Source organism: Amycolatopsis vancoresmycina (assembly GCF_000716785.1).
Classification (GTDB): domain Bacteria; phylum Actinomycetota; class Actinomycetes; order Mycobacteriales; family Pseudonocardiaceae; genus Amycolatopsis; species Amycolatopsis vancoresmycina.
Genome location: NZ_JNYY01000001.1, coordinates 637,423 through 652,071 on the forward strand (window position 1 = coordinate 637,423; position 14,649 = coordinate 652,071).

The following is a 14,649-nucleotide window of genomic DNA, read 5'->3' on the forward strand; positions in this document are numbered from 1 at the left end:
TCAGTCTTCGCCCGCGTCGGTCTCGCGCCGGTAGCCGTTCTGCCGGGGGCAGATGTGCCCCGTCGGGTCGAGGGGCTCGCCGCACAGCGGGCACGGCTTGCGGCCAGCATTGACGACGCGGTCGGCTCGCTCGGCGAAGGCCCGGGCGGCGGCCGGGCTGAGGAAGACGCGGACGGCGTCCGGGCCCTCCTCGGTGTCGTCGAGCACGACGGTCTCGTCGACCTCGCCCTCGGTGATGGCGAGCAGTTCGATGACGACCGCGCTGCTGTCGGCGTCCCAGCCCAGCCCCATGGTGCCGACGCGGAACTCCTCCTCGACCGGCACGGTGAGCGGGTCGACGTCGACGAGGTCCTCGGGGACCTCCTCGGGCACGTCGGCGCCGAACCGGCTGGCGACCTCCTCCAGCAGCGAGCTCAGCCGTTCCGCGAGGACGACGACCTGCTGTTTTTCGATGGTGACGCTGATCGTGCGCACGTCCTCCGACGCCTGGAGGTAGAACGTGCGATCGCCGGGCTCGCCGACGGTGCCGGCGACGAACCGATCCGGCTGGCGGAAGACGTGGATTACGCGAGACATAGCACTGACGACCCTAGGCCACCGCCGCATGATCGGCATCCGCCGCCCCACCGTTCGCGGGCCGCTAGCCTCTGGGGGTGTCTCGGATCTCGCCGTACGGAACCTGGTCTTCGCCCATCACCGCCGCCGAGGTGGCCGCCGCCGGCGGCGGCCCGCAGTGGCTCGACGTCGTCTCCGGCGAGGTGTGGTGGGCCGAGGCGCGACCCGGTGAACAGGGGCGGGTCGCGCTGGTCCGGGCGGTGCCGGGCGGCACCGAGGACGTGCTGCCGGCCCCCTGGAACGTCCGCAACCGGCTGCACGAGTACGGCGGGCGGCCGTGGGCGGCCGCCGACGGTGTCGTGGTGTTCACGCACTGGGCCGACCAGCGCGTGTACGCGCAGAGCGAAACCGGCGTGGTGCCCCTCACCCCGGCGCCGGCGGAACCGCAGGGGGTCCGCTACGGCGATCTGCGGGCCGGGCGGCCCGGCGAGGTGTGGGCGGTCCGCGAGCGCGGCACCGGGCCGCGGCCGACGGACGTCGAGCGGGCGCTGGTGGCGATCGGGCTGGACGGCGGCGAGCGGGTGCTGGCCGCGAGCCACCGGTTCCTGACCGTGCCGAAGCTGTCGCCGGACGGGCGGCACGCGGCCTGGTTCGGCTGGGACCACCCGCGGATGCCGTGGGACGGCACCGAGCTGTGCGTCGCGCCGGTCGACGCGGACGGCGCGTTCGGGCCGCACCGGGTGCTGGCCGGCGGCGCGGACGTCTCGGTGTGCCAGGTCGAGTGGGAGACGCCGTCGTCGCTGCTGGCGCTGGCGGACCCGGACGGCTGGTGGAACCTGCACCGGGTCGGCCTCGACGGGTCCGTGGTGAACGTCGCACCGGTCGAGCAGGAGCTGGGCGGGCCGTTGTGGAAGCCGGGATCGCGGTGGTTCGCGGCGCTGGGCGGCGGGCGGTACGCGGTGCTGTCCTCGGGGCGGCTGGCGGTGCTCGACGAGGCGGACGGTTCGGTGACGCCGGTGGCGGGCGAGCTGACGGCGTGGTCTTCGACCGCCTTCGCGGTCTCCGGGGACGAGGTGGTGGGTGTCGCGGGTGGCCCGGCGCGCGAGGCCGCGGTCGTGCGGGTTTCGCCCGGCGGCGCGGTGACGGACCTGACCCCGCAGCCGGAGCTGCCGCACGCGTACCTGCCGGTGCCGCAGGAGCGGGTGTTCGGCACGGCCGGCGGGGAGACCGTGCCGGTGGTGCTGTACCCGCCGCGGAACCCGGAGTTCGCGGCGCCCGAGGGCGAGCGGCCGCCGCTGCTGGTCCACGTCCACGGCGGGCCGACCGGGCAGCACCTCCCGGCGCTGGAGCTGGAGATCGCGTACTTCACCAGCCGCGGGATCGGCGTGGCGGCGGTGAACTACGGCGGGTCGACGGGGTTCGGGCGCGCCTACCGCGAGCGGCTGCGGGAGCAGTGGGGTGTGGTGGACGTCGCCGACTGCGTCGCGGTGGCCGAGGCGCTGGTGGCGGCCGGGCTGGCCGACGGTGACCGGCTCGGGATCCGCGGCGGCAGCGCGGGCGGGTTCACCGCGGCGGCGTCGCTGACGACGACGAAGACCTACCGGGCCGGGACGGTGATGTTCCCGGTGCTGGACCTGGCCGGGTGGACCGGCACCGAAGGCGACACACACGACTTCGAGTCGCGGTACCTGGACGGCCTGGTGGGGCCGCTGCCGGCGGCGCGGCAGCGGTACCTGGAGCGTTCGCCGCTGGCGAACGCGGGGGCGCTGGCCGGGCCGGTGCTGTTCCAGCAGGGCCTGGAGGACCGGATCTGCCCGCCGGAGCAGGCGGACCGGTTCGTGGCCGGGCTGGCTGGGCGCGGCATCCCGTACGCCTACCAGCGGTTCCCCGGGGAGCAGCACGGGTTCCGGCAGGCGGCGACGATCGTGGCGGCGCTGGAGGCGGAGCTGTCGTTCTACGGTCAGGCGTTCGGGTTCGAGACGCCGGGTGTGGCGCGGCTGGAGCTGTCGCGGTGAGGCCGCCGCGGTTGCGGGCCGGGGACACGGTGGCGCTGGTGGCGCCGGCCGGGCCGGTGCCGGCGGACCTGCTGGAGAAGGCGCTGCCGGTGCTGCGCGGCTGGGGCGTGGAGGTGCGGGTCGGGCCGTGCGTGCGTGCGTCGCCCGGGTCGCCGCCGTACCTGTCCGGTCCGGACGCGGCGCGGGCGGCGGAGTTAACCGAGGCGTGGCTGGACCCGGGCGTGCGGTGCGTCGTGGCGGCGCGGGGCGGCTACGGCGTGCAGCGGATGCTGGAGCTGGTGGACTGGGCGGCGCTGCGGGCGGCGGGCCCGAAGGTGCTGGCCGGGTCGTCGGACATCACGGCGCTGCACCGGGCGGTGGACGTCCACCTCGGACTGTCCACTTTGTTCTCGCCGATGCCGGCGAGCGTGCTGTTCGACGACTTCGCGGTGGAGCACCTGCGGCGGTCGCTGTTCGAACCGGAGCGCAACCTGGTGGTCCGGGGTGGCTCGGCGCTGGTGCCGGGCCGGGCGTCGGGCCGGTTGACCGGCGGGAACCTGTCGCTGCTGGCGGCCGGGATCGGGACGCCGGAGCAGGGGTCGGCGCGGGACGCGGTGGTGCTGCTGGAGGACGTGACGGAGAGCGTGTACCGGCTGGACCGGATGCTGACGCAGCTGCTGCGCAGCGGCTGGTTCTCCGGCGTGCGCGGGATCGTGCTGGGTTCGTGGGCGGCGTGCGGCGACGCGGCGGACATCCGGGCGCTGGTGGTGGACCGGCTGGTGCCGCTGGGGGTGCCGCTGGTCGAGGAGTTCGGGTTCGGGCACGTGGCGTCGTCGCCGACGTTGCCGCTGGGGGTGCCGGTGACGCTGGACGCGGACCTGGGGACGCTGACGTTCGACTCCCCCGCGCTGACATGACCCCCGAGGAGGCCAGGGACCGCTTCGCCGCCGCGCGGGTCGCGCGGCTGGCGACGGTCTCGGCCGAGGGGGTGCCGCACCTGGTGCCGGTGACGTTCGCGGTGCGGGGTGACGTGGTGGTGTTCGCGGTGGACCACAAGCCGAAGTCGTCCGTGGCGCTGCGGCGGCTGCGCAACATCGCGGAGAACCCGGCGGTGTGCTTCCTGGCCGACGGTTACGACGAGGACTGGTCGCGGCTGTGGTGGGCCCGCGCGGACGGTGTCGCGCAGGTGCTGCCGCCGGGCTCGGAGCCGGTGTCGTGGCTGGTGGCGAAGTACTCGCAGTACGCGCAGCGCCCACCGGAACACGCGGTGGTGGTCACGGAGATCCACACCTGGCGCGGCTGGACGGGCTCGTGAGTGGTAAGGCGAGTTAGAACTCGCCTTACCACTCACGAGGGCCGCGGCAGACCTGATCAGTCGCGGAGGAACTTCTCCGGGCGGCGCCAGGCGTCGATGAGGCCGAGGGGGTCCGGGCGCAGCAGGGACGCCGCCGAGTACAGGCTGGCCACCACGACCAGGGCGATGAACCACCAGTCGTACAGTGCCTGCTCGCCGGTCGGGTAGTACACCAGCGTCACGAACACCGACACCGCCACCACGAGCGCCAGGTGCCTCGGCTGCCACTTGAACGCCGACAGCAGCACGAAACCCCAGGTCAGGTACCACGGGAGGGTCGGCGGCATGAGGATCGCCACGGCCAGGAGCGAGATCCCGGCGCGGTAGACCGCCTCGGTGCCGCCGCCGCGGCCGAGCCACCACTGGCGGATGCCGATGCCGATCAGCAGGAGCATGCCGGCCGCGCGGGCGACCGTGACGAACGGGGAGACCTGGACGTCCACGATCAGGTGGACCAGGTTGTAGAACACCTCGCCGATGCCGGTCGGGATGTTGAGCCAGTTCGCGATGAGCTGCGGGGCCTTCAACCCCGACCACCAGCCGAGGTTGAGCGAGCCGAGCGAGATCCAGGTGCCGGCGACGAACACCGGGAGGAACAGGCCGACCGAGGCGGCGCCGGCGCGCAGGAAGTTGCGGACCTTGGACTCGCCTTCGAGGTGGTTGGCCCAGATCCAGACGAGGAACGGCAGCGCGATCGCCGCGGTGGGCTTGATCAGCATGCCGATGGTGACCAGCACGATCGCGGCGACGTGCTTGCGTTCCAGCGCGGCGAGGACGCCGATGGTCAGGAACGCGAGCATCATCAGGTCGTTGTGCGGGCCGCCGAAGAGGTGGATGACCATCATCGGGCTGGCCACGGCGAGCCAGAGCGCGACCGGGAGCTTGCCGCCGAGGTGCTTGACCAGCCGCGGCAGCGCCCACAGCGTCCCCGCGAGGCCCACCAGCAGCACGACGCGCATCAGGATGACGCCGAGGATCATGTTGTCGCCGGTGGTGGCGACCACGCCCTTGGAGATGAGCAGGAACAGCGGCCCGTACGGGGCCGGGGTGGTCTGCCAGAGCGGGTGGACGTTCTGCACCACGTTCGGCAGCACGTCGAGCTCGGCGGGGCCGTTGGCGTACGGGTCGAGCCCGTAGAGCAGCTGGGCGCCCTGGCCGAGGTAGGAGAAGACGTCGCGGGTGAACAGCGGCGGCGACACCAGCAGCGGCGCCATCCAGCAGCCGGCCGCGATCAGCACGGGACGGCTGCCGACGCGGCCGAGCAGCACGTAGCGGCCGAGCCGGACCCACGCCCACACGACGAGCCCGAAGCCGGTGTAGAGAACGGCGTTGGCGAGCATGCGGCCGTGGCCGTAGCGGACCCACGACAGCGGGCCGTGCCCGAGCACGGGGTCCTTGATGAGGATGCCGCCGGCGCCGAGGGCGGCGATCATCAGCAGCGTGCTGCCGACCGTGCCCATCGCGATCGTGCGGTACGGGAATCGCGAGGGCACGCGGAGCCGCTCGGCCAGTCCGGCCGAGGGCGTCTGTGCGGGGTCGGTGGTGGTCGCCATTTCCGTTCGGAGATTACACACTGCGCTCGCGCGGGGTTCCCGCAGTGCCGGGTTGCCGCCTGCCGCGACCGGGACCGGCGCCGCGCGGAAGGTCGCGAATGACTCATTCGGGACGTCGGAGGTCCCGAATGAGTCATTCGCGGCAGCGGAGGGGCGGCTTCCCGGTCAGGTGCCGACGGTGCGGCGCTGGGCGGTCCCGCCCGGGAGGGCGGCCAGCAGGGACTTCGTGTACTCGTGCTGCGGGTCGAGCAGGACCTGCTCGACGGTTCCGGTTTCGACGAGCTCGCCGCGGTACATCACGGCGACGCGGTCGGCGATGTTCCAGGCCAGGCCCAGGTCGTGGGTGATCACCAGGGCGGCGAGGCCGAGTTCGCGGCGCAGCCGCAGCAGCAGCGCGAGGATTTCGCCGCGGACGGAGGCGTCGAGCGAGGCGACCGGTTCGTCGGCCACCACCACCGACGGTTCGAGCGCCAGCGCCCCGGCGATGACGACCCGCTGGCGCTGGCCGCCGGAGAGCTGGTGCGGCAGCCGGTCGGCGTACTTCTCCGCCGGCCGCAGTTCCGCGGCTTCCAGCGCCCGGTGGACGACGGCGCGTTCGTCGGCGAGCTGGTGGATCCGCGGCCCTTCCGCGACCGCTTCGTACACGGTGTGGGCCGGGTTCAGCGCGCTTGTGGGGTCCTGCAGGACGAGCTGGACCTGACGGCGGTAGGCCTTGAGGCCCGCGCCGCCGGTGGGCACCGGGTCGCCGGCGTAGCGGACCACGCCGGAGTCGGGTTTCTGCAGGCCGAGCAGGGTGCGGGCGAGGGTGGTCTTGCCGGAGCCGGACTGGCCGACCAGCGCGACGATCTCGTCGCGGGACACCGTGAGGTCGACCCCGGCGACGGCGTCGATGCGCTTGCCGGTGCGGTCGCGGAAGGACACGCGCAGGTTTTCCGCGGCCAGCAGCGGCTCGCCACCGGCCACCCGGCCGGGGGGTTCGGGCGGCAGCGGGTTGCTGGTGGCCGGGGCGAAGCGGGACACCGGGTCGCCGACGGTCGGGAACGCCGCGGCCAGCGCGCGGGTGTGTTCGTGGCGAGGCGAGCCCATCACGTCGGCGCTGGGGCCTTCTTCGACGATCTGCCCGTCGTACATGACGGCGATGCGGTCGCAGGTGGCGGCGAGCACGGACAGGTCGTGGCTGATCATGATCAGCCCGATGTGCTGTTCGGCGACCAGCTTGGTGAGCAGGGCGAGGACCTGGGCCTGGACGATGACGTCGAGGGCGGTGGTGGGCTCGTCGGCGATGATCAGCCGGGGTGAGCAGGCCAGGGCCATGGCGATCATGACGCGCTGCTTCTGCCCGCCGGACAGCTCGTGGGGGTAGGCGCCGGCCCGGCCCGGGGGCAGGTCGACCTGGGTGAGCAGCTCGGCGACGCGGGCGTCGACCTGCGCGTCGGTGAGGGGTTTGCCGGACGGCGGGTGCAGCCGCAGCGGTTCGGCGATCTGCTCGCCGATCTTGCGGACCGGGTTGAGCGCGTGCATGGCGCCCTGGAACACCACCGACGCCTCGGCCCAGCGGACCGCACGCAGCCGGCCCCACTTCATGGTGGTGACGTCTTCGCCGTCGAGGAGGATTTCGCCGGTGGTCTTCGCGGTGCGGGGCAGCAGCCGCAGGACGCTCATGGCGACGGTGGACTTGCCCGAGCCGGATTCGCCGGCGACGCCGAGGGTGCCGCCGGGGTCGAGGGTGAGGCCGACGCCGCGGACGGCGGGGACCTCCTTGTCCCCCACGGCGTAGGTGACGTTCAGGTCGGACAGCTGCAGCAGCGGGGTGGTCACTTCTTCAACCTCGGGTTGAACACGGTCTCCAGGCCCCGGCCGACCAGGGTGAAGAAGAGGACGACGAGGACGATGGCGATGCCGGGCGGCAGCACGTTCCACCAGGCGCCGCGGCTGATGGCGCCGTTGTTGAGCGCGCTTTCCAGCACCAGGCCCCAGGTGACGGAGTTGGGGTCGCCGACGCCGAGGAAGGACAGGGTCGCGTCGGCGATGACGGCGTTGCCCACGACCAGGGTGGTGTTGGCCAGCACCAGGGGCATCACGCCGGGCAGCACGTGCCGTCCGATGACGTGCAGGTGGCCGCCGCCGAGGGCGTGGGCGCGCTCGATGTAGGGGCGGCTTTCGATGGTCAGGGTCTGGGCGCGGACGAGGCGCGCGGTGCTGGGCCAGGCGGTGAGGCCGATGGCGATGATGATCGTGCCGACGCCCTTGGGCAGCACCGCCGAGAGCGCGATCGCGAGGATCAGCGAGGGCAGGACCAGGAAGAAGTCGGTGAACCGCAGCAGCGTCGCCGACACCCAGCCGCCGAAGTGGGCGGCGGTGATGCCGATCAGGGTGCCGATGACGACCGACAGCAGGGCGGCGGAGAACCCGACGAGCAGGGAGACGCGGCTGCCCCAGACGGTCATCAGCAGCACGGACCGGCCGAAGTTGTCGGTGCCGAGCCAGTGGCCGGCGTCCGGCGGGGCCAGCGGCTGCCCGGTGGCCTTGGTGACGTCGAGGCCGCTCTGGTCGCTGATCAGCGGCAGCAGGAGCGCGACGACGACGGTGGCGCCGAGCAGGACGAGCCCGGCGAGCGCGGCGCGCTGGGCGGCGAACTCGCGCCAGGTCCGGGCGGCGGACGCGCGGCGGCGCGCCCAGGCGATCTGCCGGGGCGTCTCGGCGGTGGTCATGAGGTACGCACCCTCGGGTCGAGCACGCGGTAGAGCAGTTCCGCGAGCAGGTTCATCAGCACCACCGCGCTCGCCAGCACGGTGAACACGCCCTGCAGGACCGGCAGGTCGGGGCCGTGCAGGGCGTCGTAGGTGAGCTGGCCCAGCCCGGGCCAGCTGAACACGGCTTCGACGGTGACGGCGCCGGAGACGACCATGCCGAACTGCATGAACACCAGGGTGGTGGTGGGCAGCAGGGCGTTGGGGACGGCGTGGCGGCGGCGGACGAGGTCGTCGCGCAGGCCCTTGGCGCGGGCGGTGGTGAGGTAGTCGGCGTTCATCTCCCCCAGCAGCGACGACCGCATGATGAGCATGTACTGGGCGTAGAACACCGCCAGCAGCGTCACGCACGGCAGCACCAGGTGGTGCAGGACGTCGAGGGTCTGGGACAGGAAGTCCGGCGCGGCGTCGGGCGAGTGCATGCCGCGGCTGGGGAACAGGCCGTTGGTGACCACGAGCAGCATCAGGCCGAGCCAGAACTGCGGGACCGACCACAGGGTCAGCGCGATCCCGGTCTGGGTGCGGTCGAAGACGCTGTCGCGGCGCCAGGCGGCGCGGATGCCCAGCCACAGGCCGAGGAGCACGGCGAGCAGGGTGGCGCTGCCGACGAGCAGGATGGTCGGCCAGAGCCGTTCGCCGATCATGTCGGCGACCGGGCGGCCGTTGTTGAGCAGCCGGGATTCGCCGAGGTCGCCGTGCAGCAGGTTCCAGAAGTAGGTGCCGAACTGGACGAAGACGGGCTTGTCGACGCCCATCTTCTCGCGCAGCTCGGCGATCTGCTGGGGGCTGGTGACGCGGTCGCGGGTCATCGCCGCGACCGGGTCGCCGGGCAGCATCCGGAAGAGGAAGAAGAACAGCACGATCACCAGCAGGACGCTGATGACGGCTTCGAGGAGCTTCTTGAGCACGAACCGGGCGGTGCCGGTCCCGCCGCGGTGCTCGCCGGGATCGGCGAGCACCGCGGCTTGTTCGGGGGCGGTCATCGGTTACTCGCGGTCTTCCGAGGTCTTGTTCCGGCGGCTCAGGGCGATGCCGCCGCCGACGAGGACGACCACGACGACCGCGCCGAGGACGACCCACAGCACGGTGTTGCCGCTGCCGGAGTCCGCGGCGTTCGTGGTGCCGGCCGGGGTGGCGCCGTAGACGCCCCAGTAGCCGGTCTGCTCGAGGATCGCGCCCTTGGGCTGCGGCTGGGTGGTGAAGCCGGCGAACTTGTCGGAGCGGTAGGCCTCGAGGGCGTTCTGGTAGTCCAGCACGATCGTCGGGACCTGGCTGTAGAGCCGGGCCTGTGCCTGCTTGACGTAGTCGGCGCGCTTGGCGTCGTCGGTTTCGGTCAGCTGCTTCTTGTAGAGGTCGTCGTAGGCGGCGTCGCAGAAGAAGGTGTCGGTGCTGCCGCCCTTGGCGTCCGGGCTGGGGCGCGCGGCGCAGGTGTGCAGCGAGAGCGCGTAGTCCGGGTCGGGGTTGGTGCCGTAGCCGCCGATGGCCAGGTCGTACTTGCCGGTGGAGGTGCGGTCGGACAGCTCGTCGTCGGAGACCAGGTCCTGCTTGACGGTGATGCCGACGTCCTTGAGCCAGCCGGTGACGTACTGGGCGACGCCCTGGTCGTAGCTGCGGTTGGCGTGCCCGGTCAGGCGCAGTTCCAGCTTCGCGCCGCCGGGGGCGGTGCGGACGCCGTCGGCGCCCTTCTTGTAGCCGGCCTGCTCGAGGGTGGTGTTGGCGGCGGCGAGGTCGAACTTGATGCGTTCGGCGTCGCTGGGGTCCCAGTGGTAGGCGGCGTAGACGGCGGGCACGACGCCGCCGCCGACCTGGCCGAGGCCCTTGAGGACCTTGTCGACGATGGTCTTGGTGTCCACGGCCTGGGCGATCGCCTTGCGGACGTTGAGGTCCTTGAGGACCGGGTTGCCGTCGCCGATGGGGTTGTTGGCGTTGTCGGTGACGCCGAAGTTGAGCGCCAGCTCGTCGTAGCGGCGGCCGGGGGCGGCGTTGGTGGTGATGCCCTGCTGGCCCTGCAGCGCGGCGAACTGGTTGGGGTTGAGCCGGTTGATGACGTCGACTTCGCCCTGCTTGAGCGCGTTGACCGCGGCTTCGGTGTCCTTGAACTGCAGCAGCTGCAGTTCGTCGACCTTGGGGGCGCCGCGCCAGTAGTCCTTGTTGGCGCTGAACTTGACGTACTCGTTCGGCTTGTACTCGGTGACGTGGTAGGGGCCGTCGGAGACGCCGGCGACGGCGAGGCTGTCGGTCGAGGCGGCCTTGAGGTCCTTGACCGGTTCCCAGATGTGCTGGGGCACGATCGGCACGTCGAGCAGGTTCATGTTGACCTGCACGGTCTTGGTCTTGATGACGAGCGTGGTGTCGTCGGGTGCGGTGACCGTCTCGAAGTTGGCCACGTAGTTGCCGTTGGCGGTGCGGGCGTTCTCGTCGGTCAGCATCCGGTTGAAGGTGTAGGCCGCGTCCTTGGCGGTCACCGGCTGCCCGTCGCTCCACTTGACGCCGCTGCGGATCTTGAACGTCCAGGTCAGCTTGTCCGCCGACGGGGTCCACGACTCGGCGAGCGCGGGCGAGGCTTCGGCCTTTTCCGCGTCCGGGACGGTGAGGAACTCGAAGGTGAACCGGCCGATCTGCGTGGACGCGGCGAGCACGGCGGTGAAGGGGTTGAGGTGGTCGATGCCGGTGGTGAGCGCGACCCGCAGCACCTTGGCCTGCTGGGCGTGGGCGGGAACGGCGAGCGGGATCGCCGCCAGTGTCGCGGCCGCGACGACCGCACCCGCGCGGGCGAACCGCCCGGATCTGCGTTGGAACTGCACCGAAAACCACCCCATCGTTCGCATGTGAGCCTCCCCGAAGACGAGAAGTAACCACATGCGGGGACAACCGCGCAATATGTTGCCGCCTCGGCAGGTGCCCGATCGTTATCGATCCATACGCCGTCACGCTCGGTGACATCGGGATGGGGGCATTCCGCGTCCGGGGGCCGGGCGGGCTGGCTAGAGTGCCCGGCATGCGCATCCTGATCTCGGCGGACATGGAGGGCGCCACCGGCGTCACCTGGACCGACGACGTCGTGCCCGGTTCCCCGCAGTGGGACCGCTTCCGACGGCTGTTCACCGGTGACGTCAACGCGGTGCTGGCCGGCCTGTACGCGGCCGGGGCCACCGATGTGCTGGTCAACGAGGCGCATTCGTCGCAGCGGAACCTGCTGCTGGAAGACCTGGACCCGCGGGCGCGGATGCTGACCGGGCGGCACAAGCCGTTGTCGATGATGCAGGGCATCGACAACGGCGTGGACGGGGTGGTGTTCCTGGGCTACCACGCCGGCGCGGGCTTCGACGGGGTGCTTTCCCACACCTACCTGGAGAACCAGATCACCGGGGTGTGGCTGGACGACGTCCCGGCGAGCGAGGGGCGGCTGAACGCGGGCATGGCCGCGGAGTACGGCGTCCCTGTCCTGCTCGTTTCGGGTGACGACAAAACGTGCGACGACGCCCGTGATTACGCTCCGGAGGCGGAGCTGGTCCAGGTGAAGGAGTGCGTGAGCCGGTACGCGGCGATCTGCCTGCCGCCGGCGCGGACCTCGGAGCTGCTGACCGCCGCGGCGGCCGACGCGATGGCGCGCGCGGGCCGGGAGGAACGGCAGGCCGGGGCGCACCGGATCGAGGTGGAGTTCGACGCGAGCCACCTGGCGCAGGCGACGGCGGTGATCCCGACGGTGGAGCAGATCGGGACGCGCCGGGTCGGGTTCGACGCGCCGACCATGACCGAGGCGATGAAGTGCTTCAAGGTCGTCACGGCGATCGCGGGCGGGGCGGTGCAGGGCATCTATGGCTGACGTCGTCGAGCTGTGCGCGGACCTGATCCGGTTCGACACGACCAACCGCGGGAACAACGACGCCAACCCGGAACGGCCGGCCGCGGAGTACGTGGCCGCGTTCCTGGACGGCCTGGGCATCCCGTCGCGGATCCTGGAGGCCGCGCCGGGGCGGGCCAGCGTGATCGCGCGCGTGCCGGGCACCGATCCGTCGCTGCCGGCGCTGCTGGTGCAGGGACACCTGGACGTCGTGCCGGCGGACGCGGCGGACTGGTCGGTGCCGCCGTTCGACGGCGAGGTGCGCGACGGCTACCTGTGGGGTCGCGGCGCGACCGACATGAAGGACTTCGTGGCGATGGTGCTCGCGGCGCTGGCCGGCGGGGTGCGGCCGCGGCGGGAGCTGGTGCTGGCGTTCGTCGCCGACGAGGAGGACCGCGGGGACTGGGGTGCGCACTGGCTGGTCGCCCACCACCCGGAGTTGTTCGAGGGGTGCGCGGCGGCGATCAGCGAGTCGGGCGGCTACACCTACCACGTGCCCGCGGCCGACGGCCGGGACGTGCACCTGTACCCGGTCGGGACGGCCGAGCGCGGGACCGCGCACCTGCGCCTGACCGCCCGGGGTCGCGCGGGGCACGGATCGCGGCCCAACGACGAGAACGCCGTGGTCCGCCTGGTGGGCGCGCTGCACCGGATTTCGGCGCACCGCTGGCCGGTGTCGCTGACCCCGGCGGTGCGGGCGTTCCTGGAGCGGACCGGCGCGGCACTGGGCGTGCCGGTGGATCTGTCCTCTTCGGACGGGGTGGACGCGGCGGTGGCGGCGCTGGGCCCGGCGGGTGCGCTGGTGGTGCCGACGGTCCGCACCAGCACGACCCCGACGATGCTGGACGCGGGGTACAAGGTGAACGTGATCCCGTCGACGGCGTCGGCGCAGGTCGACGTGCGGGTGCTGCCGGGGACCGAGGAGTCGTTGTTCGCGGTGCTGGACGAGCTGCTGGGTGAGGGTGTGACGCGGGAGTTCGTCGCGCACCAGCCGCCGGTGCAGGCGCCGGTGGACTCGCCGTGGTTCGACGCGATGGCTTCGGCGTTGCGGGCGGAGGACCCCGAGGCCGTGGTGGTGCCGTACTGCCTGGGCGGCGGGACGGACGCGAAGGCGTTCGCGCAGCTGGGGATCGACTGCTACGGCTTCGCGCCGTTGTGGCTGCCGAAGGGGTTCCCGTACCGGGCGATGGCGCACGGGGTGGACGAGCGGGTGCCGGTGGACGGGCTGCACTTCGGCACCCGCGTCCTGGCCCGGTTCCTCGCGGACTGCTAGCAGGCGCGGCCGAGGAGCGCGAGCAGGCTCTCCCAATGCCGCCGCAGCCCGGCGGCGTCGAAGGCGTCGGTGTCGGCCATGGTGAAGCCGTGGACGGTGCCGGGGTAGATCTGCGAGGTGTACTCGATCCCGGCGGCGTCCAAGGTCCGGTTGAGCTCGGCGAGTGCCTCGGGCGTCAGGTCGGTTTCGGCGTGGCCGAATTCGAGGTAGGCGTCGGCGTCGCGCAGGATCCGGTCGGTGGTGTGCGCCTCGATCAAAGGCGGCGAAGGCGTCGGCGTGGCCGTCCGGGGTGGGGATCCGCAGCGACTGGGTGGGCATGATCGCCGAGCCTAGGCCACCGGATCACGGCAGCACGACCAGTTTCCCGGCTGCCCGGTTGTCCTCCATGTACCGGTGGGCGTCGGCGATGTCGTCCAGGGAGAAGACCCGGTCGATGTGCGGCCGGTACGTACCCGCCTCGACTTCGCCGATGATCCGCTGCAGCACCTCGGTGGCGCCGGCGTGGTCGTTGCTGTGGAAGGCGGTCAGCTTCGTGCCGGACGGGATCTTCGCGATCGGTTCGAAGTCCGGGACGGTCCAGCCGCTGAGGGAGCCGGCCACGCACACCGTGCCGCCGCGGCGGACCAGGCGCAGGGAGTCCACCGCGGTGCGGGCGCCGACGAGGTCCAGAACCCAGTCCGGGCCTTCGGGCCACAGCTGCGGCAGGCCGGTCAGCGGGCCGCCGTCGTCGATGAGGACGTGGCCGGTCAGCGCGCCGGCCTTCGCCGGGCGGCGGGTGGTGGCGGCGACTTCCAGGCCGTGGCCGGCCGCGATGGCGGCGGCCGCCAGCCCGACCGAGGACGTGCCGCCGCGGATCAGCAGCCGTCCGGTGCTGCCCGGACCGATGCCGAGGGCGTCGAGCGCGCCCTGTGCGGTCAGGTACGTCTCGGGCAGCGCGGCCAGTGTCTCGCGGGGCAGGGTGGTGGTGACCGGCATCAGCAGGGCGTTGGGCAGCAGCGCGTACTCGGCGTAGCCGCCGTCGAAGGCGCGGCCCATCTCCCCCATCACCGCCGCGACGGTCGTCCCCTCCGGCAGGCGGGGGTCGGTGGAGGCGGCCACGACCCCGGTGCATTCGATGCCGAGCACCCGCGGGAACCGCACGTCCGGGGAGTGTCCCTGGCGGGTCCGCAGCTCCGACCGGTTCAGGCCGGCGCCGGTGACCTGCACCAGGCTCCAGCCGGGCCGGACCGCGGGCACCAGCACCTCGCGGATCTGCAGGACTTCCGGGCCGCCGGGCCGGGCACACACCGCTGCACGCATCGTCTTCATGCGGTCCACTCTCACCGG

Annotated in this window: 13 protein-coding genes; 5 read left to right on the top strand and 8 right to left on the bottom strand. The window is 72.4% G+C overall.

Features of this window, described 5'->3' with window-relative positions; translation table 11 throughout:
- A complete protein-coding gene (locus OO60_RS02760; protein ID WP_004561971.1) occupies positions 1-576 on the bottom strand; it encodes a DUF3090 domain-containing protein in 576 nt (191 codons plus the stop codon).
- 77 nt (positions 577-653) lie between these two features.
- Here OO60_RS02760 and OO60_RS02765 point away from each other — a divergent pair, with 77 nt between their 5' ends.
- Genes OO60_RS02765 through OO60_RS02775 form a run of 3 tightly spaced genes read left to right on the top strand, consistent with a single transcriptional unit; the run spans position 654 to position 3,864 of the window.
- Complete coding sequence (locus OO60_RS02765; protein ID WP_004561970.1) at positions 654-2,570, top strand: prolyl oligopeptidase family serine peptidase; 1,917 nt, start codon at positions 654-656, stop codon at positions 2,568-2,570.
- Positions 2,567-3,466, top strand: coding sequence for a S66 peptidase family protein (locus tag OO60_RS02770; protein ID WP_033260719.1), 900 nt, complete (start codon positions 2,567-2,569; stop codon positions 3,464-3,466). Before OO60_RS02765 ends, OO60_RS02770 begins: the two co-directional genes overlap by 4 nt.
- Entirely contained in the window at positions 3,463-3,864 is a 402-nt protein-coding gene (locus OO60_RS02775; protein WP_004561968.1) for a TIGR03668 family PPOX class F420-dependent oxidoreductase, read from the top strand. Before OO60_RS02770 ends, OO60_RS02775 begins: the two co-directional genes overlap by 4 nt.
- 56 nt (positions 3,865-3,920) lie before the next feature.
- On the opposite strand, the gene mptB is transcribed toward OO60_RS02775, so the two are convergent.
- From mptB to OO60_RS02800, 5 genes are all read right to left on the bottom strand, one after another.
- On the bottom strand, positions 3,921-5,456 hold the full coding sequence (mptB, locus tag OO60_RS02780; protein WP_004561967.1) for a polyprenol phosphomannose-dependent alpha 1,6 mannosyltransferase MptB: 1,536 nt from the start codon (positions 5,454-5,456) through the stop codon (positions 3,921-3,923).
- Between the two features lie 165 nt (positions 5,457-5,621).
- Positions 5,622-7,274 (bottom strand): dipeptide ABC transporter ATP-binding protein, encoded by a 1,653-nt coding sequence (locus OO60_RS02785; protein ID WP_004561966.1) that lies wholly within the window; start codon positions 7,272-7,274, stop codon positions 5,622-5,624.
- Positions 7,271-8,167 (bottom strand): ABC transporter permease, encoded by an 897-nt coding sequence (locus OO60_RS02790; RefSeq protein ID WP_004561965.1) that lies wholly within the window; start codon positions 8,165-8,167, stop codon positions 7,271-7,273. Before OO60_RS02790 ends, OO60_RS02785 begins: the two co-directional genes overlap by 4 nt.
- Complete coding sequence (locus OO60_RS02795; protein ID WP_004561964.1) at positions 8,164-9,189, bottom strand: ABC transporter permease; 1,026 nt, start codon at positions 9,187-9,189, stop codon at positions 8,164-8,166. Before OO60_RS02795 ends, OO60_RS02790 begins: the two co-directional genes overlap by 4 nt.
- A 3-nt stretch (positions 9,190-9,192) precedes the next feature.
- The gene (locus OO60_RS02800; protein WP_004561963.1) at positions 9,193-11,025 is read right to left on the bottom strand and encodes an ABC transporter substrate-binding protein; all 1,833 of its coding nucleotides are present in this window, start codon (positions 11,023-11,025) and stop codon (positions 9,193-9,195) included.
- Between the two features lie 179 nt (positions 11,026-11,204).
- On the opposite strand from OO60_RS02800, the gene OO60_RS02805 reads away from it, so the two are divergent.
- Together OO60_RS02805 and OO60_RS02810 are read left to right on the top strand one after the other, a co-directional pair.
- The gene (locus OO60_RS02805; protein WP_004561962.1) at positions 11,205-12,032 is read left to right on the top strand and encodes a M55 family metallopeptidase; all 828 of its coding nucleotides are present in this window, start codon (positions 11,205-11,207) and stop codon (positions 12,030-12,032) included.
- A complete protein-coding gene (locus tag OO60_RS02810; RefSeq protein WP_004561961.1) occupies positions 12,025-13,323 on the top strand; it encodes a M20/M25/M40 family metallo-hydrolase in 1,299 nt (432 codons plus the stop codon). Before OO60_RS02805 ends, OO60_RS02810 begins: the two co-directional genes overlap by 8 nt.
- Here the strand turns inward: OO60_RS02810 and OO60_RS02815 are convergent.
- Both OO60_RS02815 and OO60_RS02820 read right to left on the bottom strand, forming a co-directional pair.
- Entirely contained in the window at positions 13,320-13,580 is a 261-nt protein-coding gene (locus OO60_RS02815) for a dienelactone hydrolase family protein (protein ID WP_004561960.1), read from the bottom strand. The genes OO60_RS02810 and OO60_RS02815 overlap by 4 nt on opposite strands.
- Before the next feature lie 85 nt (positions 13,581-13,665).
- Entirely contained in the window at positions 13,666-14,631 is a 966-nt protein-coding gene (locus tag OO60_RS02820) for a zinc-binding dehydrogenase (protein ID WP_033260916.1), read from the bottom strand.
- Between the last annotated feature and the right edge of the window lie 18 nt (positions 14,632-14,649).